Source organism: Nocardia xishanensis NBRC 101358 (assembly GCF_001613365.1).
Classification (GTDB): Bacteria; Actinomycetota; Actinomycetes; order Mycobacteriales; family Mycobacteriaceae; genus Nocardia; species Nocardia xishanensis.
In genome coordinates this window covers 83,883-107,272 of record NZ_BDCF01000008.1, presented here as the reverse complement: position 1 = coordinate 107,272, position 23,390 = coordinate 83,883, and the positions used below count along the sequence as shown (strand labels likewise).

Annotated in this window: 17 protein-coding genes; 8 read left to right on the top strand and 9 right to left on the bottom strand. The window is 65.5% G+C overall.

What is annotated here, in order from left to right:
* The first annotated feature begins 124 nt into the window (after positions 1 to 124).
* From NX1_RS08500 to NX1_RS36090, 7 genes are all read left to right on the top strand, one after another.
* Entirely contained in the window at positions 125 to 1,918 is a 1,794-nt protein-coding gene (locus NX1_RS08500; RefSeq protein WP_169812201.1) for a type IV secretory system conjugative DNA transfer family protein, read from the top strand.
* On the top strand, positions 1,915 to 2,808 hold the full coding sequence (locus NX1_RS08495; protein WP_068056362.1) for a DUF4913 domain-containing protein: 894 nt from the start codon (positions 1,915 to 1,917) through the stop codon (positions 2,806 to 2,808). The genes NX1_RS08500 and NX1_RS08495 overlap by 4 nt, the downstream gene beginning before the upstream one ends.
* A complete protein-coding gene (locus NX1_RS08490; protein ID WP_068056360.1) occupies positions 2,805 to 3,704 on the top strand; it encodes a hypothetical protein in 900 nt (299 codons plus the stop codon). The genes NX1_RS08495 and NX1_RS08490 overlap by 4 nt, the downstream gene beginning before the upstream one ends.
* Positions 3,701 to 4,645, top strand: a complete 945-nt coding sequence (locus NX1_RS36860; protein ID WP_068056358.1) for a hypothetical protein — start codon at positions 3,701 to 3,703, stop codon at positions 4,643 to 4,645. The genes NX1_RS08490 and NX1_RS36860 overlap by 4 nt, the downstream gene beginning before the upstream one ends.
* A 215-nt stretch (positions 4,646 to 4,860) precedes the next feature.
* Positions 4,861 to 5,724 carry an MBL fold metallo-hydrolase gene (locus NX1_RS36855; protein ID WP_068056356.1) on the top strand — a complete coding sequence of 288 codons (864 nt, stop codon included), beginning with the start codon at positions 4,861 to 4,863 and terminating at the stop codon, positions 5,722 to 5,724.
* Positions 5,725 to 5,972: 248 nt separating this feature from the next.
* Positions 5,973 to 6,287: a hypothetical protein gene (locus tag NX1_RS08475; RefSeq protein ID WP_068056354.1), complete on the top strand. Its 315-nt coding sequence runs from the start codon at positions 5,973 to 5,975 to the stop codon at positions 6,285 to 6,287.
* A gap of 89 nt (positions 6,288 to 6,376) precedes the next feature.
* The gene (locus NX1_RS36090; protein WP_157119618.1) at positions 6,377 to 7,177 is read left to right on the top strand and encodes a hypothetical protein; all 801 of its coding nucleotides are present in this window, start codon (positions 6,377 to 6,379) and stop codon (positions 7,175 to 7,177) included.
* A gap of 967 nt (positions 7,178 to 8,144) precedes the next feature.
* Here NX1_RS36090 and NX1_RS36085 read toward each other — a convergent pair.
* Positions 8,145 to 9,113: a hypothetical protein gene (locus NX1_RS36085; RefSeq protein ID WP_157119617.1), complete on the bottom strand. Its 969-nt coding sequence runs from the start codon at positions 9,111 to 9,113 to the stop codon at positions 8,145 to 8,147.
* A 515-nt stretch (positions 9,114 to 9,628) separates the two neighbouring features.
* Here NX1_RS36085 and NX1_RS08465 point away from each other — a divergent pair.
* Entirely contained in the window at positions 9,629 to 10,708 is a 1,080-nt protein-coding gene (locus NX1_RS08465; protein ID WP_157119616.1) for a hypothetical protein, read from the top strand.
* Between the two features lie 477 nt (positions 10,709 to 11,185).
* On the opposite strand, the gene NX1_RS08460 is transcribed toward NX1_RS08465, so the two are convergent.
* The 8 genes from NX1_RS08460 to NX1_RS08425 form a co-directional block, all read right to left on the bottom strand.
* Positions 11,186 to 12,508, bottom strand: coding sequence for a Wadjet anti-phage system protein JetD domain-containing protein (locus tag NX1_RS08460; RefSeq protein WP_068056348.1), 1,323 nt, complete (start codon positions 12,506 to 12,508; stop codon positions 11,186 to 11,188).
* Entirely contained in the window at positions 12,505 to 15,849 is a 3,345-nt protein-coding gene (locus NX1_RS08455; protein ID WP_245668411.1) for an ATP-binding protein, read from the bottom strand. The genes NX1_RS08460 and NX1_RS08455 overlap by 4 nt, the downstream gene beginning before the upstream one ends.
* Before the next feature lie 2 nt (positions 15,850 to 15,851).
* Entirely contained in the window at positions 15,852 to 16,556 is a 705-nt protein-coding gene (locus NX1_RS08450) for a DUF4194 domain-containing protein (protein ID WP_068056344.1), read from the bottom strand.
* Entirely contained in the window at positions 16,549 to 18,066 is a 1,518-nt protein-coding gene (locus NX1_RS08445; protein ID WP_245668393.1) for a DUF3375 domain-containing protein, read from the bottom strand. Before NX1_RS08445 ends, NX1_RS08450 begins: the two co-directional genes overlap by 8 nt.
* A 362-nt stretch (positions 18,067 to 18,428) precedes the next feature.
* The gene (locus NX1_RS08440; RefSeq protein ID WP_068056340.1) at positions 18,429 to 19,757 is read right to left on the bottom strand and encodes an AAA domain-containing protein; all 1,329 of its coding nucleotides are present in this window, start codon (positions 19,755 to 19,757) and stop codon (positions 18,429 to 18,431) included.
* On the bottom strand, positions 19,747 to 21,273 hold the full coding sequence (locus NX1_RS08435; protein WP_068056338.1) for a hypothetical protein: 1,527 nt from the start codon (positions 21,271 to 21,273) through the stop codon (positions 19,747 to 19,749). The genes NX1_RS08440 and NX1_RS08435 overlap by 11 nt, the downstream gene beginning before the upstream one ends.
* Positions 21,270 to 22,415, bottom strand: coding sequence for a hypothetical protein (locus NX1_RS08430; protein ID WP_068056336.1), 1,146 nt, complete (start codon positions 22,413 to 22,415; stop codon positions 21,270 to 21,272). Before NX1_RS08430 ends, NX1_RS08435 begins: the two co-directional genes overlap by 4 nt.
* A 47-nt stretch (positions 22,416 to 22,462) precedes the next feature.
* Positions 22,463 to 23,296, bottom strand: coding sequence for a hypothetical protein (locus NX1_RS08425; RefSeq protein WP_068056723.1), 834 nt, complete (start codon positions 23,294 to 23,296; stop codon positions 22,463 to 22,465).
* Positions 23,297 to 23,390: the final 94 nt, after the last annotated feature.

Below are 23,390 nucleotides of genomic sequence, written 5' to 3'. Positions count from 1 at the left end.
ATCACTGCACCCCAATGCAACCCATGACGAAGGAGTTCTGCTCATGATCTCGACCCGGGAAACCCGCCGCCGCACCAAACGCGGGATCGGCGAGGAAACCGCGCTACTGCTGCTTGCTCTGGCGGTGATCGTCGTGGCGCTGATGGCGTGGGCGGCACTGTGCGTGGGCAGCTGGTGGGCCGGACAACCCGTCATCGCTCACCCATCCCGCGCGCTGCTGGCGGTCATCTCCGGGCAACACCGGTGGCCCTGGCAGTCCAGCGTACTGCTGGTCGCCTTCCTCCTCGCCGGCACAGTCGTGGCGGTGGCCGGGTGGCGAGCGCTGTCGGCCGGTAGCGAAATCGACGCCGCCGCACGCACCATGCAACGCCCCGGCCGGATCCGGCTCGCGCGAGCACGCGACAATCTCGCCGTCAACCGGCGGCTGCTGCGCGACGCCGGCCCCGCCATCCAGGCGATGAAGGGCCCACCCCTGGGCAGGACGGTGATCGGCGGGGTCGAGTTGTACGTACCCGCCGAGCTCGGTGTCACGATCGCGGCGGGCACCCGCACCGGCAAGACCATGGCCTGGGCGATTCCCGCGGTACTGGCGGCGTGGGGGCCGTGCCTGGCGACGTCGAACAAGCCAGATCTCTACCGCCACACCCTGTCTGGGCGTGAACAGCGCGGCCGGGTCTGGCTGTGCGACCTGCAGGCGGTCACCGGGAAGGTCGAGTGCGGGTTCTGGGTGAACCTGTTCGCCCAGGTCGATAGCTTGCCCGCGGCGCGCAAGCTGGCCGGGTTCTTCGTCTCCGCGGCCTCCGGTTCGGCCTCCCAAGCCGCAAATGCGAAGGTGGACAGCTATTTCGACGGTGGCGCGCAAGAGCTGCTGGCGCTGTACATGTACGCCGCCGCCTGCGCCGACGGGGACCTGCTGCACGTGGCCGAATGGCTGGGCCGTGACCAGGACCAAACGCCTTCGCTGATCCTGCGCTCCTACGGCCACGCGCGCTCGGCCGACCGCATCCTCGAATCCCAGGCCCTCTACGCCCGCCAGCGGGACGGCCTCTACGACATGGCGCGCCGCTACCTCAACGTGCTCACCGACGAGGGCTACGCCCAGCTGGTTACCCCACCCCGGCGGCAGAAATTGCAGGTGCAGGAGAAAACCGACAAGGACGCTGGGGGTAAGACCCGTCTCGTCGTGGTCAAATCCGAACAGGCTCAGACCCACTTCTTGCCGGAGTTCAAACTGGTCGAGTTCGTCACCTCCACCGACACGCTGTATGCGCTGTCGATGGCCGGACCCGATGGTGCGACACCACTGACCTCGGCGTTGGTCGGCCAAATCCTTGAAGCCGCACTCGAGACCGCGCGCGCTCGCCCCGACGGTCGATTGGCGGTGCCGCTGTTGGGGGTGCTCGATGAGGCCGCCAACTGTGCCCGCATCGCCGAACTGCCGACCTATTACACCTACGCCGGGGGCTGCGGAATCATCCTGATGACCATCCTCCAGGTCTTGGAACAGGGCGAAGACCTGTGGGGGGCAAATGGTTTGAAGACGATGCGTGCCCAGTCGATCGAGGTCTACGGCGGTGGGATCGCCGCGACCGACTATCTCGAGCATTGGTCGGCGATGACCGGGCCTCACGATGTGGCCGATCGTTCCCGCAGCCACGGCGCCCAAGGCGTGCAACGCAGCCTGTCCTGGCGTTCCGAGCCCAACCTGGACGTCGCCCTGCTCGCCGCGTTGCCCAAGGACCGCGCCCTGGTGCGGCTGCCGGGCCATGGGCCGGTGGTGGTGCGCAAGATCTGGTGGCAAGACACCGAATACGCGCCCCTGATCCTTAAATCGTTGGCGCGCTTCGACAAAGCCGCCCAACCGATCGCCCTGCCCGGCGGCGGCAGCAATGCCGTGGCGGGGCAGCAGCAGCCATGACCAGCCCGACACCGCCCACCGCGGGCGGCACGACGAAGCCGAAGAAGCCGAAGCCGCCGCAGTTCACGCATTTCACCGACTTCGTCGAAGACTGGCTGCTGCCGGTCATCAGCGTCCGCCTGGCCGAAGCCAACCGCGAGAACACCTACACCTGGTGTTCGCAGTGGTGGGCCCACCGCGCGGTCGCGGTGCGGATGGCCCACCTGCACGCCGCGTTCGAAGCCCAAGGCCGCGCCCGAACCGGTAACGCGTTCAGCTCGTATCTGCTTTCCCATGTCGATGCCCATTTCAAGGTCATCGGTGACGCGGCTAACGGGCCGCTGCACCGCTGCACCCGCACCACCCATGTGGCCACACCGTCGCTGCCGTTCACCCCGGTCCCGGCCAGTTGGGGCAACCTGGCGAAGGCCAAGAAAGAAGCCAGCAGCTCAAACGGCGAGGAGGAGAAGAAGCCGCCGCCGCGGTTCGCCCATTTCAGCCAGTTCGTGCAGGACTGGTTGCTGCCGGTCACTTCGGTGCGGATCGCGGCCAACAACCGGGAAGGCCAATACACGTGGTGTCGGCAGTGGTGGAGCCACCACGGGGTCGCGGTGCGTTTGGCCGGGTTGCACGCGGTGTTCGAAGCCGCGCTGCGCGCCGAGGACAAAATGGCGATGAGCAGCCTGTTCACCCGCCACATCGACCCGCACATGCGGGTAATCCTCGATGCCGCCAACGGGCCGCTGCACCGCTGCACCCCCGACCAGCACAACCCCACACCCGGGCTGCCCGCAGCACCGATCCCCGCGAACTGGTTCGGCACGCCGGGAGCCAAAACTCCGATCGACCGGCTCGGGTTCGGCCCCGACTTCCGTGCACTCGGTATCAACCCGGCAGCAGGCCGGTCATGAAGGAGCCGACCCGAGCGCAGGTCAAGGTGCTCGAAAGTGTGCAGAACCAGTCGGTGCACCTGCGCGCCCTGCACGCCACCGCCGCCGAACACCAACAGCGGACCGGTCAACGCCCACCGCCGGCGTGGTATACCGAGTTCCACCACCACGCTGTCGCGCGCGAGGCCTTGAGCGAGGCGGCGCTGGCCGCGGCTGTGCCGCGGGCGTGGATCGACCACGTCCGTGAGCGGGGCGAGCGTGGCATCAAATGGCACCCGGATCTGTACCTGCGTGCCCCGGAACCAATCGAGTGGGACCGGGTACTGGACGGCCTCGACCGTGACGTCCAGCGGCTACGTGAATGGACCGCACTCGATGCCGCCCACCACCCCGGCGCTGCGGGCGGCACTGAACTCGACGCCAACCTCCGTGCGCTGCACACCCGGACCGTGGGGGTGGCGAACCTGTTCGGACTCACCTCCGGACAAGGCCGCCAGTTGTGGGGCACTACCCAGGACTGGGTGCAGGCCTCGGTCGCGATGCTCGACGGCGTTCCAGCCGAGGGAATCGCCCAACGCTGGCAGCAAGCCCTGCGCACCGACACCAGCAGCTACGCCCGCCAAGCCACCGCACTGGCCGAGGCCGGAATACCGATCGACACCGCCGCGGCGCTCCCGCGGCTCGAGAATCTGCGGGCTCGCGTCGGCGCCTCGGTGCAGCCGCCGCAACCGCTGTTCCGGCCCGCGCTCACCGCCGCCGAACAGATCGAGGCCGCCGTCGACGCCGCGAACCTCACCTACAGTCCAGAGTTCGACATCGAATCCGCCGCTGCGCCACCGGTATTCAGCGATCCCGATGGCGCCGACCCGTGGACCGAGATCACGATCCTGCCAGCGGCGGACGGGGCGGAGCGATGAGCGGCCCGAACACCGATACGCGCGTTGGCGATCTCCCGCGCGAGCATGCGGCGTTGCTGCGCGAAATCCACCAGCTCGCCGCCGAATCCGCGCGACTGCGCCACACCATGCACACCGACAGACTCAGCGCCGCCGACAGTACCGCGGTACTCGACCAGCTCGGACACCTCGACCGGGAGCGCGAACTCACCGAAATCGCAGCCCGCAGCCAAGGCATCCCACCGAGCTGGGTCGACCAGGCACGCCAAGCCGGACAGACCGGGCGCGCCTGGACCGACGAGCAACTGCTAGGGGCACCGACACGCCAGCAGACGGGCCGTAGAACAGTCAAACGGGTCATCGCCGACACCGCCCAGCTGGTCGACATGGCCGCCATCACCGCCGCCCGCGAACACCTCCTCACCCTCCACGGCATCACCAGCGAGCCCGAACCCGCTGCCGCGCAACAACTCCGACGCAACATGGACGCGCTGTGGACGCGCGCGACCCGTACCGCGGCAGCGATCGGGATGAGCGGACGCGAACGCGCCCGCGCCTTCACCATCACCGACGAGCATGTGCGGCAGCGCACCGAGCATTACCTGCACTACGGACTCGATGAACTCAACGCCGAATGGCGCAACCACGCAAGTCCCGCGGTCGCGGCCAGTGTTCGACGTTCACTGTCGAGCCTGCGACGCGACGCCCGCACGACGACGACCCCCTCCAACCCCGACCTCGACGCCGACCTGCCCAAACCCGCAGAGCTGAGAGACCGCGCCCGCGCAGTCCTCGGCGAGGCGGTCGCCGCGGACCACGCCGAGTCCGGCCACGCGACCGAGGCCGCGATCGCCGCCGCCATGCCAGACCAACTCGCTCACGACCTGGACACCGACGCGAGCACCGACGGCGGCGAGGCGACCACCACCGAGGCCTATCGGGACGCCGGACCAGACCCGTAAACCGCTCGACCGGCGCCGATCTGGCCTGCCGGAACCAACCCCGCCCGGAAAAGGACCAATGCCTCGCGACTCGATCCCCACAGGCGCACACCGACCCGCCCCGCGACATGACCAGACCGCCACAACGCCGCGACCTTCGCCGACCACCGACCCGGCCCCGTCGGCGACGACCGCTGACACGCCCCTTGCCTCTCGCACGACCAGGAGTTCCTGCCATGACCCTCAGCCTGAACCGTAGCGCCCGCCCGGCCGCCGTGCACAGCCACCAGCTCGGCGAGCACACCATCACCTACCTGCCCGACGGCGTCGCGCTGCTCGAACCCGAAGCGTGGCTGCCCGAGGCCGACGACCAGGTATGGACCGAACACGCCCATCTGATCAACGACGACGGCTACCTCGTCGGCAGCGTCGGCGCCCTGCTCATCGAATACCGCGGGCGCGCCATGCTCGTCGACGCCGGCTTCGGCCCGTTGGCGGTGCCCACGGCGGTGGGGTTGTTGCGGGGCGGGCAGCTGCTCGACAGCTTCGCCGCCGCAGGCAAAGACCCCCGCGAGATCGAACTGATCGCGGTCACCCACCTGCACATGGACCACATCGGCTGGCTGTGGGCACACCCGCCCGGCCACACCGACCGCCCGTTCGCCGACGTGCGTGTGGTGGTCGGACGCACCGAGTGGCAACACCCCGAACTCGCCGCCGTCGACGGCACCCCGCGCGAAGTCCTCGACATCTTCGCCCACCAAGTCCGCACCATCAGCGCCGACGAGGAGATCTTCCCGGGCGTCACCGCGATCCCCGCCCCCGGCCACAGCCTCGGCCACACCGGCTACCTCATCGAATCCAGCGGGCAGCGGCTGATCACCTTCGGCGACGCGCTCACCACCCCCGCCCAGATCACCCACCCACACCTGACCACCGTCACCGACGATGAGCCCGCCCTGTCCCGCGCGACCGCGATGCGACTACTCCACGAACTCACCCGACCGGACACCCGCGGATTCGGCCTCCATTTCGCCGACATCCAACTCGGCCGCGTCACCACCGACACTGAGGGGCGACACCAGTGGCAGCCCGAATAACGCTGCTGCACAAACACCTTCCGCACCCAAACCTCCACGCCGACATGATCATCCACGCGGTGATGCAGTGATCCCTTGAGCCCAAGAACGTTTTCGACACCTCATTTGGAGGTTTCTGCAACCACCGATCCCAGGCCGCCGATCCTCGGCGGGTCGGGGTCTCGAAACCTTGGTTTCGAGACGCACTGCGTAGAGCACGCCGATCATCGGGTGGCGCTGTTGCGTCATCGACGATCACACTTTGAGTCATGAGCAATCTGGACTTGCCCGCCGACGTCAGCGCAATCCTGGAGCACGTCGGCAGATACGCAGAGGGCTACGGCGGTCACATGAAGTGGAACGAGGAGGCCAAGCTCAAAGCCGACATGATGAACATGCGGCACCGATGGGGATCTCACCGTGTCTCAGTGGCTGCACTGAGACACAAGTGTCGCGAGGTCGGCCTGTCGGACGAGGACACCAACCTGATTGTCGATTTGCTGACCAAGACCCAAGCCGGTCGACGCCTGATCCCTCAGAAGACGTATCGCGACTTCCGTTTCGCGCAGCAGGTCGAGGGCTGAACCGACTGGCTCGCAACACTTTTCTCGAATGTCGGCAGGAGTCGACCGAAGACCTTCATGCGCTGTCTCATTCGCCGTACGGTCAGCGCATGAACTTCCTGGATGCGGTCGGCGCCGAACGGGCGGAACGAATTAGGCGCGCCCATGAGAGAACGAGCCAAAGGATCGAATGGCTGGGAGATCCACACCTGCCAGCCGAAGGCAGCGCACTGGCCGGTGATGACCGGCTTTGTCCAGAATGGTCGACAAGCAAGGTAGCTCTCCAAGGGCTCATTTCAGCAACTGACCACCTCGGCGCGCTGCTCGAGTCGGTGCTGACACACACCAGGCCCGTCTCGCAATTCACCTTGGCGCGCGCTGCCCTGTTTGCAGCCTCATGCACGATCTGGGTGTTGAGCCCGAAGCCACGGCCGGATCGGCAGAAACGTGCACTGTCGCTTGCTCATGAGGATTTCCGTCAGTTGCGCGCTTTGGTGACCGATATCGAAGGCGGGGCGATGGCTGCACTCCTGACCCCAGCGAACGCCGCTGCAACCCGGACATACGTCGACACCCAGGTGAGCAAGATCGAACAGATTCCAGGATTCGAGGGCCGCAAGCCCAACGACAGCGAAATCATCAGCAAGGCGGCCGAATACATTGATCCTGAAGACAGCGGTGCCGCACACGCGCTCAAGCTGCTGTGGCGCATCCATTCGGGTCATGCCCACGGCCTAGGCTGGCCACAACTGCTGAGACAGCCTGAGATCGTGGCGAGTAGTCCGAACATCCTCTACCAGCGGGTCAAGGCAGATCCCGACGCCATCGCACAGGCCATAGACTCCGCGACCCTCGCCAGTGATGTGGCCTTCAGGCTTTACGAGCAGCGCTCAGCATCTCCGCACGAGTAGCTGGGAGGAGAAACCTGCCGAGGGCACCATCAGGCGAGACGAGATCCTGGCGTTACTGGCGCGCGCCGACATCCCCGGGCGGCCTAACGGACCACACAGCTCAGCCTGGAGTCCCTTTCGGCTCCGGGGCTGAGCTGTGGTTTCCGGCGTTTCAGATCCTCGACTTCGCTGACTGCCAAGGACTTCTGGCACAGGCCAGCGCCTACACCGCACTCGAAAGCGCCCGCGCAGCTTGGACCGGATCGCCGACCGCGATATCACCCTCACCGCCGAAGAGATGGCCAGGTGGACCAAGCCCTTCGGCGGTCACGACTAACCGCCATCGGTGACAACATCCAAGGGGACTGTCGGCGAGGCCGCGGGCCGATTCCACCGGGGTGGCGATGAACGTGAACGATCCGGTTCCGGGGGCGACGATCAGGGCCAGGCCCAGGAATATGAGTCGCGAGAGGCCGTAGGGTTGAGATCATGGCGTGCGCTCATTAGGTCGGTGATGCCTGCCGCGGCGACCGACAGTCGGCCGCAGCCGCGGCACGTCGCTGCGGCTGGTCTTCGGCTGCTTCTTTCTCGGATGTCGAAGGGCGGTGTCTCCGATACTGCGGGCTGCCACATGCGGAGGGATTCTTCGCCGGGTGCTGTAGAAGACATGGATGCTGGCGTCATCTTCGGCCGGAACCCAAAGTCCTTTGCTGATGTCGACGTTTTCGGCTTCGCTCAGGCCGACTGGATGGCACCGCAACGTTCCCGATCTTCGGGGCCGGGGATGTCGGTCTGCGACGGCTTCGCGGAAGAAAATCGGCAAGGCACCCGAGCACGGCGCGAGCGTCGCGGCGTCGACGATGGTCGGGGTGGAACAAAGCGACTCCAACGGCCAGACCCACGTAGAAAAGACTGAGAATCGAAGCGACGGTCACACTGACGGCGACGACCTCGCCGATAGATGTGACCACAGCAGCAGGCCATGTCCTCATTTCGAGTTGCTCCTGGAATTACGGCGCGCAGGCATGAGCTGGGTGTGGCGCTGGGCGGCGGCTGGACAAGTGCCCCCGTACACGAGCGTTAGCGATGAACTGCCCAGTCGAATATGCGCGCGACCACGTTCTTGCACGAAGGACGCTTGCGGCAGTCCGATCATCGGGGCTGTGAAGCAGGCGGCGAGATCCTCCGGGTACGGATACCCGTTCCAGCTCAGTTCCCAAGTCTTGTCCGTTCCCCAGAGCTGGGAGAAGCGCTCGAACGGTCGCGCGAGCCCGGGACGCGGGGGGCGGTGGAACGGATCCCACCACCATGTTCCTGTAGCCCAGCGCCGGTCCGGATCTCGAACGTTGAGGTAGCTCACCAAAGCCGCGAGGATTGTTTCGATCTCCACCGTCATCGGAGGCACACCGTCCACAGCGGCGCGTTCGACATCTGTTAGCGGCATGTCGGGACCGGGATAGCGGTCATCGATAGGTCCGTCGGCATTGTGCGCGGTCTCGAAGGTGCTGCTAGCGGTAACGACTGCCCGAGCGCCGGTTGGCAGGTGCAGAAGGTGGAAGCACTCGCCTAGCGCTCGGCCTGCGGCCTTCCCGGCGGCAAACAGTCTGAGCCCGGGCACTCCAGTGTCGGGATAGGTGGGACTTCCCAGCAGACGCCCGACGGCGTTCTCCGGCGCACCTGGGACGACGAACACCAATAGGTCGAAACGGGGGGACACCGTCATCGTGTAGGACAGGAACGTGCTCGCGTTGTAGACGCTGACTATCGGATGTTGCCGACCGGCTGAGTCGAAATTGAACAAACTCAAGGCGAGCAGCGCTCTGAACCGCCGTTGCTGATCAGTGAAATCAACCAGGCCAACGGTTTTGCGGCCGACTCCGGCCTTGGCTGAGGGGGCGTCCTCTCCGGTGTAGGTCCTCCGGAGATCGCTGAAGTGGCGACGCGGTGTTGCAGGCATGCGTGATCCATTCGTGCGGCCCGGTCCACGTGGTCACGCACCTCGGCAGGCACGACGTTCATGGATTGCGAAACGGGTGCCCCACACCCTTTGTAATTGCGCACGGAAACCGGGCTACCGCCGCAAAGACACCACGACCCTCGCCGAGCCGCGTCGTCGCAAGGACAACGCTGCAACACTAGCACGAGCGATCGGCAGTGTCGAAGGTCGCGACGCCCGGACGGCAACAGCTAGGTCGTCGTCGAGTCATCGGCGGAGATATGACTCAGCGTGCCCGGCGGGTGCCTATGCCGGGCGACATCCGGTCGAGAACGCCTTGCCTCGAGGGCTTTTGGCAGGCTATGCTGGCCGCTGCCTGTGGAGGCATTGTTGGCGTCGTCTGCCCGGTTTCAGGACGACAGGGCCACCGAATGAGCAAGGGCTCACCACGATCGAAGTTTGATGATCAATGACAACTGTGGAATTCTGACCAGATTTTCCTCGCCGAGCCGGGCGGCCGAGAGGAAGGCTGAGTCATGAGTGATCCACTCAAGCAAATCATCGATCTTCGCTGCTGTTTGACCGGCGAACGCCATGCTCTGGCTGGTGATCTCGTAAATCGCGGGCTTCGTTCTCTGTCGGTCGGTACGACGTCTGCGGCTATCTTCCGGCAGATCGCGTCACGGCAGTGCATGGACGAACGCTTCGGTGAACTCCGGCCAGTCCTTTTGCCGGATGCCACCTCACGGTTTCAGCAGCGGTTGGAATCCTCGCTGCTGCTTCGTATTCGAGAATGCGCGCCGATGGCCTCCGACGAGCCGTACACTGGGCACAAGGTCTTCCGCATGGTCAGCCCTCGTCGCGAAGGCATGGTTATCGATGTGGCCGACGAGACGGTAGAACGCTTCTTGCGTGCATTGCTGCCGGTTCCCGAATCCAATGGCGATTACCTCGGCGTGCCAGGACTGCGATTCACAGTGCGCGACGACCATCTGCGAATGCATTTGCTCGACAGCACTGGCCGCCTGACCGACGCCTGTGCAATTCTCAAAGGTATAGGAAGACGGAGGTGGCGGAAGATATGGTCGAAGATCGGCCGAGTTGACTACGAGGAAACTGTCAGCATCGGGAAATGCCTCGACCCCGTTCTGACTCACTCGCCGAAATTGGACCAGATCGAGGTGCACAATTGGGACCATCCACCCGAGCCCAATGTGGCGCTGAGCAGCGCCGTGCTCCGTCGGTATGGTCTTCTCAAGGATGCGTTCGCGATCGATGTCTGGCAGTCACGCAGAGCCGTTGTCGCATTGGAGATCGATACAGGGCGGCCGGTCGAGGAGATCCTTCACCTTCTAGCCGCACCTTACCTGGGAGTCGATCAAGACCGATTCTCTATCGACATCAAACGCCGCGTAATCGTCGATAGAGCAGCGGATCTCACTGGCTTCAAAGGGGGCAGCCCACACACAGTCCAGCCACCTGCGATCGAGTTCCGAACGCTCCGGAGCTACGACGACCAGTCCCGCGACTACTTGCCGGACCCTGCCGTAGTAGACCAGAAAGGCCCGTCAATCGAGGTCGGCGGGAACATCGGAGAGGGTTCGGCTTATGAGTAGCGCCGTAACACCTGCGCTGATATATGTGGCCCTACTCGATCGAACTCTCGACAGCGGTGAACGCTCTCGGCGAGTAGCGATCCTGATGATGATTGGCGTCGGATGCCTCCTTCTGTTACTGATCGGCGTTGCCGGAATACTCGTGGCCCTCTCCCTGACGATTGGAACGCCGGGCACCCTGGCGATTACCGGTGCCACGGCAGCGTCGGTATCGCGACTGGCGAAATCCTCCAGACCCTCCGGTCGCCGACCGTAAGCGACCCAAAGGCCTTCTGTGATCGTCGGCCGAGAAGGTTCCGTTCAACTCGTCACGGATATGAGCGAGGTGATGAGGCACGCCGTTCGTGAACTTGGGTCTGCTCCAGACCTTCCCACAGCAGACGAGCCCCGACGACTGTTCGAGTGAATCGGCCTCGATCCGTCATGGAAGTCGTGTCCGGATTCGGGTCGGCATTTCGGCGGCCATAGCTCGCGATCTCAATCTGGCGCCGCACGTGGTGAATCCGCTGTACTTCTGTTGGTGGCCCACGACCGGCAATGCGGTGGCCCCATCACCCTGGGCAACGGAGGGTCGATCGCTGATTTGAGTCGTGCTGCGGCGTGGGGGAGTGGGATGGCTTCCTGCTCGATTCGTCGGAAGGGTGCGGGTCCTGCTGTGGTGATGGTGTCGTAGGCGGTTGCCTCGGCTTGGGTGAGGTGGGTGAGCCGTGTGGCTGTGGGTTTGATCGGGTGACCAGCTTTGTCGTGGTTTACGCCGTGGTGGGCGTAGTGGTGTAGGTCGGTGGCGTCCATGAGGATGGAGTGGACGGTTTTGGCGGGCAGGCCGGTGGTGGTGGGGGTGGCCATGGTGGTGCGGAGTCGGTCGAGGATCGCGTAGCCGTCGGCGTCGATGTCGCCCCAGTAGATGATGTGATCGGCTGCGCGTATCCAGGTGATGTCGGCGAGGAAGGACGCGGCGGCTTTGCCGCCGCCTTCGACGACGATCGTGTCGTAAACGGATGGGAACCAGAGGCGGCAGTCGCGGTTCTCGACGATGAGGACGACGCGCGGTGAGTAGGCGAGGTCGTGTGTGTCGCCGGTGGTCCAGGCGTCGTGTCGGCGTTTGCCGGAGGCGGTGTAGTCGGGGTCGACGTAGGTCAGGTGGACCACGGCCAGTCGTGGCCGGACTTCGGTGCGCACATCGCGCCCGGTCACCGCTCGCAGGAGCGTGCCGTGGTTTTCGAGCCATTTGGAGTGCATGCCCGGGACCGGGAGTTGGCGGGCGGTCCAGGAACCCACGTCGGGATGCTCGCGTAACCAGGACACGGCCTCGAACAGGACCACGGCGTCGGGATCACCGAGCCGATAGACGGCCTTCAGAACGGCCCGGGTCAGGGTCGCACCGGCAGTGTGGAGTGAGGCAGCGATAGAGCGGGCACGAGCGATATCGATCGTCACCGGTTTCCTCGCAGTCCCGGAGACGATCTCGGCAGCGGCGGAAAGGTTCTCGGCGACGAGTGTGGCAGGGAAGTTCCCGGTTACACTGCGGATGGTTACTGGTTTGCGGATGATTTCCGTGCCTGGGGTGCTGCGGATGTCCCGGGTTTCGTACGTGCGCCACGCTGTATGCCATTCGTGCCAGCGGTCGTATCCGATCTGCTCGACCGCCTTTCCGCTCGACAGGCTGGGGCGAAGCGGGACCGAGAAGGTCACGGGGTCGCCGACTCCGTGTTCCGCGCATATTGCTTCGGCCCACTTCTGGTCGATCTTGGCGCGGAGCATCTCGACGGCCTCGGTCGGAGTGACGAGTTTGGCGGTCATTGGTCGTCCCGAGGTACGCCGAGGATGGGTTTGGCCCAGGAGCGGTTGTCGGTGTTCTTGAGTACGAGGTATTCGGCGTCGATGTGTGGTTCGATGGCGCTGTTCTTGTCGTTGGGGGCGCCGATGATGAGCTGGAATCCGAGTCCGCGCCAGGCGCCGATGGCGCGGCCGGTGTAGCGGGCGTCGGCTTTGATGAGTGCTTCGTCGAGGAAGACCGGTGCGTAGCGGGGGCGTTCGGCGCCCGCGTCGCCGAGTTGGTAGCGCAGGGCGGAGCCGACGATGAAGGCGACGAGTTCCTGGGATTCGCCGCCGGACTTCTCGCCGATGTGGTCGTAGAGTGCGACGTGTTCGCCGGCGGCGTTTCGTTTCTCGGCGCTGATGCGGATGTGGTTGCGCACATCGATCAGGTCAGCGAAGTCCGGGGCGGTGCGCCGGATACGGTCGATCACCTTGGCCATCCGACTGTAGGTTCGTTCCCGCTCGCTGTCGGTATCGGCTTGGGCGATCTGGGCACGGACGTCGCGTAGTTCCTTGCGGAAGCGAGCGCGGACCGTCGAGTGGCTTTCCTGTGGGTCGATCTGAAGTCGATGGTCGTTGTCGGAGAAGGGGAGGTCGGCGAGGATGCGGTTGACCGGTTCGATTCGGTCGCGGATCTCCCGGATCGCCGAGGAGAGTTCGCTGTCGAGGCTGGTGAGGTCGTTGCCGGACAGTTTCAGCAGGCTGTCGCGCCACTGTTCTTCCAGCTCGTGCAGGCGGTTGGTTTCCAGGTCGGTGAGCAGGCGGTCGAAATCGTCGTAGGAGCCCTCGGGGTCGGTGCCGAGGTTCGGGTTGGGCCAGCGCTCGACGAAAGTCGACAACACCGAAGACAATAATTTCCTGGCGCTGCCGATCGCGGTTTCCGCCGTCTTGCGCCCCTCGGCCAGCCGTTCGGCCGCATGGCGTGTAGCGGTCTCGAATCGCTCGAGGGCCTTGTCGGCAGGGACTTTCTCTGTGTCGTTATCGAAGAACTCGGTGAGATAGTCGCGCTGTTCGGCGGTCACTTCGCGTCCGTACTGGCGCGCGGTGTCGAGTTCGTGTTGGGCACTGGATGCTTCGTTGATGGTGTTTTTCCATGCCGTTTCGAGCTCTTCGTTCTTGAACCTGGCGCGGTGCGCTTTATCGACGAGGTCGGTGACCGTGGCTTCCACCTCGTTCAACTTCTTCTGCAGCCAGTCGATCTCAGGGTTGTCGGATCGGACCTCGTCGATGATCAGTTGCCATCGGTCCCGTTCGGCGGTCACCGAGTCGAGGTCCACCTGATCCCAGGACAGTTCTGTCAGAGTCCGATAGGCGCTGCGGCGGTCCTCGAAGGAGTCGAGGGCCTTCTGGGCCTGTTCGGCGTGGTCGTCGGCGTCGGTCTTGCGTTCTTCGGTGTCGCGGATCTGTTCGTCGAGGCGCTTCAGCAATCGTTCGTTGGTGAAGCCGAGGACGTTGGCCCGCCCCTGACCGCCGTGTGCGCCACGCGCGCCGTGGGAGGTCTGCCCGGAAAGTGTGAGCGCCTTGAGGTGTTGCGACAGCAGGCGGGGGCTTTCGACACAGACGTAATCGAAACGATTGACGAGTTCGTTCTTGAGCCAGGCAGTAAACACCGAGGGGCGATAGTCCAGCCGGCCGGGGAGCGTGCGATCGTCGAGTCCGGTCTCGTCCCGCAAGCCGGTGGGCGCCCCCTCGAATTGGATACGACGCGCTGTGGGTACGGTGTTGATCTTTTCGCGGAACGTGTTCAGGTGCGCGGTGTCGATCAGCATCTTGGTGGCGAACCCGCCCAGTGCGAGGTTGAACGCTTCGCGCCACGGCTCGAATTCGGTTCGGACCTCTATCAGTTCGCCGACGAATGGGAGTTGTTCCGGTGTGAGTCCGGCGGCTTCGGCGAGGGCGGCGCGGGCACGATGCAGGTCGGTGGGGATATTGCCCCGACGCGAGGCGACAGCGTTGCGCTCAGCGCGGAACTGCCCCAACTCATCTGTCACGTTCGTTTGGTTCGTCTTTGCATCAGCGAAGCGGTCCTGTGCGGTCTGCCTGGCCGCTTTGTCCGCGAGCAGTTGGTGTGCTTGCTCGACCAACCCAGCGAAGTCTGCTGCATCGGAGACAGTGGCGCCGAGAATTTCGAGCGCCGTATCGACCCGGGTCCGCGCCCGCTCTACCTCTTTGAACCGGGTGTTCACTTCACGCAGCTCTCTGTGGGCCTTGTCCAGTCTTTCGCCGCCGGAAGCGCGGAGTGTCTCTGCGATTCCCTCCAGTTCGGATTCCGCCCCGTCGGCCCGTGACTCCGCTTCGGCGGCGGCTGCTCGGGCCTTTTCTTGACGTCGCTGCAGGTCTTGCTTGGCCGCCTGCAGTAACTCGACGCGTCGTTCGGACCGCCACAATCCCGCCGGTGACGAGGAGTCGTTGAACGAACCGATATCGTCGATGATGCGCACGCGCTCGATCGCGTCGAGGATGATGCGGCGATGATCGCGGATCGGAGTGAGCGCTTTGACCTGTTGGCGGGCGGTGGCCATCTGTTTGCGGGTGCTGGACAGTTCATCGAACTGTTTGACCACCTCGTCGGCGGTGGCCAGCGTGGATGGTTCCTCGAGAACCATCGTCTTGTACAGCGCGTCGACCGTGGTGATCTGTTGTCCGGCCTGGATCCGGCCCAGCAATGCGACCGCCTTGTTTCCGTCACCGGCGGCGCCGATCCCGAGCGCGGTGTGCAACCGCGCGGTGTATTCCCGATCGGTGGGCTGGCGCGCCAGCCCGAGCGCCTTGACCGCGGCCTCGGCGAACCGCTTGCTCGCCGGTCCCTCCAGCGTGCGCAGATCGAAGGAGGCGTCGCAAGTGGCACGCAACTGGACGAGGTCGTCGACAGACCTTGCCGACGACGGCACGTACCAGGCCCGCACTGCGGTGAACCGCGCGCCGGACCGATCGGCCCAGGTCATCGCGATCGCCGACCAGGTGTCTCGGCCGTCCCCGCGCAGCACGCGGGCCTTTGTCTCGCCTCCGTTACGGGATTCATCGAGTTTTCCTCGCGCATAGGACAGGATGTTGCGCTGATCCTTGCCACGCGGGCGTCCGACGACACCGCCATTGGAGGCGCCGTTGAACGGCATCGTGTGCGGCATGATCAACGCGATGTAGGAATCCATCAGGGTCGATTTGCCTGACCCGGACTCCCCGCACAGCAGGGTCGCACCAGGTGAGAACCGCACTCGATGGTGACCGTCGTAGCCGCCCCAGTTGACCAACTGCAGATCCTGCGCTACCCACTGCTCGCCTCGCGATGCCTCGGGAATCAGCCCGAACAACGTGTCGATCATGCTCACGGTGTGGTCTCCTCGGCGCTGCCCGCGATTGTGTGGCCTGTGCCGTTGTTGCGCTCGCTCAACCACATGTTCAGTTCGCTCAGTTTCTCCGTGCTCATCACGACCTCCACCAGCGGCGTGATCCGATATCGCCCGGTGGTCTCCTCTTCCAGGAGGCCCTCTCGGGCCAACCGTGTCACCGCGCTGCGGATCTCCTGCTGCCCTTTGGCCATGTTGGTGTCGTCGGGGTCGTAGTAGGTCAGCCCGGTCTGCTCGAGCTCTTCGATATCGACGCGCGCCGATGTTTCACCTGCGATCCGTTCCTGTTGGAACACCGTGCGCAGATGCACCAGGACCAACGTTTCGGCGCGGTTGTAGGGGTCGTCCTTCAACAGGATCGGCACATCGAGTTCCGCGGACCGCACCTGTTGTTTGTAGGCGACGCCGCGATCGTGATCGACCACCAGCCTCACGAACAGGTCGTGCAGCCGGGATTCGAGGAGTTGCTGGTTCTCCAGCAACGTCCGCCACTGCGCCGGATTCTTTTCGGCCAACAGGAACCGGCGTTGCAGCAGCCGCACCAGCACCCGCCGCACTGCTGCATCCAACGTGCCCGCATCACCGGCGAACAGTTCGGTCGGGTCTTCCTCCATCGAGACCGGGTCGATGAATCCGGCGTCACTGCCCGGCCATCCGTCGTCGTGGATGTTCGTTTCACTCATCGGCTGTCTCGTCCTCGGTCGTCACGATGACCCCACCCAACGCGAACCGTCGTCGCGTCCGATCCGGTCGAACAGCCTCGACAGTGACCACCGCCCCGGTTTCGGTCATACCCGAGCGATGCGCGAGTTCGAGGAGACCGAGCAGATCGACCGGGCGGCGGATTTCCTCGGGTGCCGCACCGAAGACGGCCGCGATGTCGACGGTGCCCGCTTCGGTAGCGAACCGGGCGAGATGTGCCTCCAGCGCTACATAATTCGGGCCGCCCCAGGCTCGGGTGTCGGTGTCGGGCACTTGCTCTTCGTCCCATTCGGCCAACGGTGCCGGCGGGCTCGGTGGGCGGGGATCGCTCAGCGATTGACGCAAGTGCTCGACGCCGGCGCTCGGCAGGCGACGTAGCGGTTCGATCGGCTGGCCGTGGCGCGAACTGGGCATCCAGTGATGCAAACCGGTCATCACCTCCCGTAACAACTCGTCGACCTGCCGGTCGCGCATCGGGTCGTGGTTACGGACCTGGGTCGTGATCACATGCGATGCCTGCCGCTGCGCGGTCAGTACCTCTTTGACGCCCCGCTCGATCCGACGTGCGATGTCGGTCAACTCCCGCCGCTGCGGCTCGGCCAATCCCGCGACGAACCGATGCCGCAGCACCATACGGAGCTGGCCGGACAAGTCATCGATCTGCTCCGGATCACCGATCAACCGCAACGCCCCGGCGAAGGCCCGCCCCTCCGGCGTCGCGTCCATGATCTGCTGCCCCCGCTCCAAATATTCCCGCAACACCTCACCCGTGGGCCGGACATCCTGACGCAGATCGGCGACCACATCCCGCTGCATGGCCTTGAGCGACTCGGCCACCCGAGCGAAATCCGCAGGCAGCTCCCGCGCCAGATGCAGCACGTTTTCCGCTTCCTCCACCAGCCGCTCATCATCGACCGCCACCACCGCACCGCCATGCTCGAGCCGCCGCAGCTCCTCCTGACGCTCTCGGATCTCCACCTCCAACCGGGCGATCCGCGCCATCACATCCGGGTCGGCATCCTGAGCCAGCCGCTCCACCGCCTCCAACAGCGTCCGGACCCGCGACTCCGACACCCGCGTGCGGGAACCACCCACCCGCCCCGCAACCTCCAACGCTCCCACCCCATGCGCCGACAACCGATACACCTCGACCTCGTTGTCGAGCACCTGACGTACGAGCCACCCGGCGTTCACCCACTGACGACACAGATCACGCGCGTTCCCCGCCGGTAACGGCAGCCGGTCCTCCTCGCCATAACCGGCTGCCCGCAACTGATTCAGCGCATCACCGATCTCGGCATGAGCGTCTGCCACCGCGACCGCGGAACGCTCAGCGGTGAACACCGTCGCCAGCATGGTCACCACAAACGGCGCATATGTCTGGTGGAGCAGATCGAGCATCGGCGTCTTGAACGCCCGAAGAGCCCCCTGATACGCACCCTCTACACCCCGACTACTCATCAAACCCAGAGTACGTCCAGTGGCCGACAACCAGGCTGAAAGAACCTCCCCCGGAGTCGATTCGGGAAGAGCGAAACAATTTGCTCTGCCACTGCCAACTCGCATCGTCGCGCCACTGTGAAGTCCAGGCGTACACGGGTTGCGTCGCCGCGCACGCGGCCGCGCGGCACCCGTGGTGCTGGTCTTGTGGACACGGCACGAACAGCGCAGGTCACGCTTGTGCTCCGACCAACCACGTATCAGCACCAGTCATCTCAACCCGCGTGGGACCGTATCGGGCGTCGGTCACAATCAACGTCGGCACTCCTCCCGCCGCGCGGTCAGCGGCCCACCCCGGTTCCCTTCCCGACAATCTGGCCGAACTTGCTTCGGTATCACAGTGCGGATCGAGTTCATGCGGCGACCCGATGGCCGGCCAACTTGGCCATGATCACCTGATTGGCCTCCCACCCGTCAGGAAATTTCGCGGGCACCCCCAGATGTACGGGCTCGGCGGACGGATGACTGTCGAGCATGTCCGGAATGCCTTCCCGCGCGACAACTATGCACGCTTGCCGGTGACGGGAGGCAAGTACGCACAATCGTCCGGCTTCGAGGTGGAAGGCGGTGGCGTCGCGGCGTCCGGACAGGGGGTGTACCACGATCATCAGCTCGAATTCGCGGCCTTGCAACCGGTTCGCCGTGTTGACCGCGATGTCGGCGGCGTGCGGGTTGCCCGTGCGGGTCAGGGCGATGCGGACGAGGTCGGCTTGGTCGCGGTGGGCGACGCCGATGGCGATGTCGGCGGCGGACAGTTCGCGGCCGTCGGGGTGGCGTTCGCAGGTGGCGACCGCGCCGCGGTCGAGGATGCGGGCGGCGAGATTCGCTGCGGCCTGGATGGTTTCGCTGTCGGTGCGGGGGACGTGCCGACGTGGGAGTTCGTGGAGTGCCCATCCGGTGGTGAAGGCGGTGGTGAGGGTTTCGTCGAGATCGGTGTTGCCGAGCGCCCTGGTGCGGAATTGCATGGACCGGACATGGGGTCCAGTGCCGGCGGTGAAGGGCGCGAACGGGTAGAACGCGTCGGCGATGGTCGGGGCGGCGGTGGCGGGCAGCCGCCAGGACACTGGCAGCTTGTGGACCGGGGTGTCGGGGTTGTGGTCGAGCATGACCGTTACCCCGTTCACGGTGGGGTCGTGCGGAAGGCCGATCCAGCGTTCGGTGCCGACCATGGTGAACGGATCCAATTGTCCGGGGTCGCCGACGAACAGGCCGCGGTCGAAGCGTTCCACGATCTGGAGCAGGGTGTCCGAACGCATCTGATAGGACTCGTCGAGGATTGCCCACCCGAACCGACTGTCGCGCACGGTCGCCCATTTGGCGGAGGTGCCGACGATGATCTGACAGCTGGACAGGTCTGCCAGTGTTTTCCGTACAGTCGACGCCGCATCGACAGCGGGTGGCGGGGTGTAGGTGCTGCCGGACAGTCGGCCGATCGTTAGTTCCGGGTGTTCGGCGGCCAAGCGAAGGATCATGTCGTCGACTTGGTTGTTGGTTTGTGCCACCACGATCGGGTGTTCGTCGTGGTCGACGAGATGTCCGGCGGCGCGGACCACCAGGGTGCTTTTGCCGGCGCCGGGTGGGGAGTCCACGACGATGGCTCGGTGGTCGGTGGCCAAGTCGGTCAGGATCGCGGTGGTGGCCTGTTCGGCTGCGGCTGCCGCGTTCGTGTGGTCAGTCGTCATAGCCCCACTCCTCTGCGGTGGCGTCGTCGGGAATCACACCTTCGGATTCGGGGAGGTCGGCGATGGTGTGGGTCCATGGAAGGTCGGCTCGGTCGGGGAACACAGGGTTGGGGCGCCAGCCCGGGTTGGGCAGGTAGGCGATGGACCGCCCGAGCTCGGGAACAGCCTCCGGTTTCGGAGTTTTGGCGGTGCCCATGCCTGCGGTGATTTCGATGGTGACCACGCTGGTGGGATCGTCGAGTTCGGTGGACACGATCGTGGCTTTGTGACCGGCGGGCATGTGGGGGCTGATGAGTTCGGTGCCGTCGGCGAGCCGGGTCGGGTCCAGGGTGCGGATGGTGACCAACGGTCGCAAGACCCGTCGGCCCTTGTCGCTGCGCACGACGCGGTCGGGTTCGGTATCGATCACTTCTCCGGCGAACGCTTCACCGATACTGCGCCGGTCAGCGAGCACGAAAGGGTCGTCCAACGCGGTGTCGGCCTCGTAGTCGGCCAGCGCGCGTTCGAGCCGAGCCAGTCGCCGGGCCGCGGCGACCGCGCCGTCGCGGGTCGGTTGTGGCAGGACGGTGCCGGAGTCCTGGATGTCGGAGAAGCCGGTGAATCGGGCACGGTCACCGGCGAATCGTCCTGCGGCGCGGGGTGCTTCGGGCACGCCCCGCAGCAGCGAGATCGCCTCCCACATCATCCGCCAGGTCGGTTTGATCTGTTCGTTGATCAGTTCCCGCAGCTCCGCCTGCGCGGCGGCCAGCGCCACCTGGTCGCCAGTAGTTCGGGCGGCGTCGAGATGCTTGATCGCCGGTGCCAGGTGCGTGTTGTCGAAGTACGGGTCGGTCGCCGGTCCGGCGGGCGGGCACACCGCCGGGTCCTCGGCGTCGAGCAATGCCTGTTGGACGCTCGTCCCCGGAGGGGGCGCGATCCAGGCCATCAGCGCGGCCAGATTCTGGTCCTCGAGGCTGCTCTGCCCGGTGGCCCAGTGTTCGGTGAGCAGATCGGTGACCGACATCAGCATCGAGGTCCCGGCCTGTTCAGCCGAATCGGCCAGGAACGTCAACCATCGGCCCAGTTCGGGGACGCCTTCGGGGACCGAGTAGACACCGGTGGTCTCGCGGAACCGGCAGGCGCGGCCCAGGTCGGCCAAGGACTTGATGCCACCGCGGTTCGGGACCAGGATCTGCGGGGCGTCGGTGTAGAAGGACCGCGCCTCACCATGACGGGTGGGGCTGTCGTAGCGGTCGATGCGACAGGAGTTGATGTGGCCCATGACTTTTCGGGCCAGGTCGGCGGCGAACACGAACCGCTGCACGCGGTCGCGTGGCTGTCCGACCACGAGCAGCGTCGGCGCATGTTTGGCGTCGCCCACGATCGCGGCCAGTGGCGCTCCCGCCTCCCCTGCCATGGTCAGCGGTGCCACCACCAGCGGTCGCGGGGACAGCCGCCGATGCCGGAACCTTGTGATCGGAACCGCCCGCGTGCTTTCCATCGCTTCCAGGTGCGCGAGCGCGGACACGCGGCTCATTGCGCGTCTCGAGCGTCGGCGGCGGTCACTTCGGCACGCAGTCGGGCCGCGTGCCGCAGCGCGGCGGCCATCTCCACCTGGTCGGGGGCTGGGGCCAGTTCACCGCGCGCCAGGCCCAATGCCATTGTGGTGGTATCGATCCCACCGAACTGTTCCCGCACGGCCGAGCCCAGGACGTCCAGGGACGCGCACTCGCGGGCGCGGGAACGACAGAAGAACGCCATCTCGCAATGGTTCAAGCATTCCGGGCGGTAGTTCGCCGGTACCGCATCCAACGCTTCCACCAGCTCCTCGACCGATCGTTGCGGCTTTCCGTCACTGCCGATGGCCAGATCGAAGGTCAAGCCTTCCGGGAGCTGATCGACCAGGTCGGTGATCTTCTCGATCCTTGTCAGCTGTCGGGCGAGATTGCGGACCTGCTTGCGCGCGTCGATCTTCGCGCCGGTAGGGCGGTTGCTGAAGTTCTTCGGTGCCACGAGTACGACCGTGTCCGACACCGTGTCGGGTCCGATTCCGTGCTCGGCGAGCATGGCGCGTAGCGCGATGATGTAGGCGGCGGCCTGGGTCGTCGCCGAGCGCAGCAACGCCGGGTTCGCCTGCCCGTCGATGATCGGGAAACTCTTGATCTCCACGATGTGGAACCTGTCGCGGACCCGGAATGCGACCAGGTCGGGTTCCAGGAACACCGGGTACCCGCCAACGACCAAGCGCAGCATCGGGTGATCGAACAGGGTGCCCTCGATCTCACCGCGCGCCACTGCGACCAGCTGCTGGCGGGTCTTGGCGTGGCGGACGGTGGAAGTGGCGTCGCCGGAGACCTCGTTGAGGTCCGCGTGCGCGACCTCGGTCGGGTCGAGTTCCAGCGTTTCGCGCAGCACGCGTAGCAGTTCGGCACCACCGTTCGCCTTGACCATCGCCTCGAACGAATTGCCGCGGGTGATGGCGAAGACGGACTGCCCGTAAGTGGTCGGGTATCCGACGCGGGCCGCGATGGCACTCTTGTCCGAGCCGGACGCGTCCAGGACCGCGCGTAGCGCGCAGCGGGGGTTGTTCTCCAACGCCGCGAGGGATCGGGCGTTGTAGGGCAGGCGGGCCGTGGATCCGCGCAGCGCGTCGAGCCGCTTGTCGGGGGCTACCTTCACAGGAGTCGGTTCCTCGGGGTGGTCGATGGGATTGGAGTGTAGGGGCTTCAGCTGCTGGTCCGTACCTGGTTGATCTGCTGCAGCTGCGCGCCGAACAGTTGCTGGTCCTCGCTGAGCTGTTTACGGGCGCGTCGGGCGGAGCTGGCGCGAGTGGCTCGATCAGCTGGCTCGTGGATCGCCAGTTCCGCTGCGGCGGCGTCGATCACACGCTGTGGATCCGCTGCGGCACCCCCGGAGGTCGGGTCTGCCGCGTTGGGGATGCTCCCCGCGAACCGCCACAGCAGGCGTTGCGCGGCCGGAGTCGGGCCCATGCCGGTGGTGCGGGCCTGATGTACCGCTTCGGCGATGTTGATCGCGCTGGTGAGGAAATCGACCCTTGGCGACAGCGGGCCGATGATCCGCTGTTCCAGCGACCAGGTGCTGATCGTGACGAGCGCGCGAGCGGTGCCGAGTAGGTCGTGGGTCAGCGCCGGGCATAGGTAATAAGGACGTGCGCCGGGCGCGGTCCGGTAGGACCGTTCCTCGTCACGGCGCAGGCTCGACAGTTTCGATGCCGACAGCTCGCCTGGAAAGAACGCCTCGTGCACACCGACGATCAGCTTCGGTGCCGCGGGCGCCTGCAGCAGCATCAACGCCCGGTGCGCGTGCTCGCGCGCGGGCAGCATCATCGCGTGCGACACCGCTGTCGCCCCAGGTTCGGTCGTGACGGGTTCAGGTACGGCCTCCTCGGTCTCGACGAGGGCGTCCCAGGCCCGTTCGGCGCGGCGCAGTTGGGCGCGCAGCTCGGCGGCGCGTTCGGTGTCACCGGCCGCGGACGCGTCCCGGATCGCCCGACGCAGCACGGCGATGTTCCTCTCCAGCACGTCCAGCGGCTCGCTCATGCCGGGAACCATACCAGAGTTCCAGAGTTTGCCAGACTTCCTCCAGAGTGTGCGGTACAGTGGTGGCGCTCGGACCCCATTCGATCCGCGACGG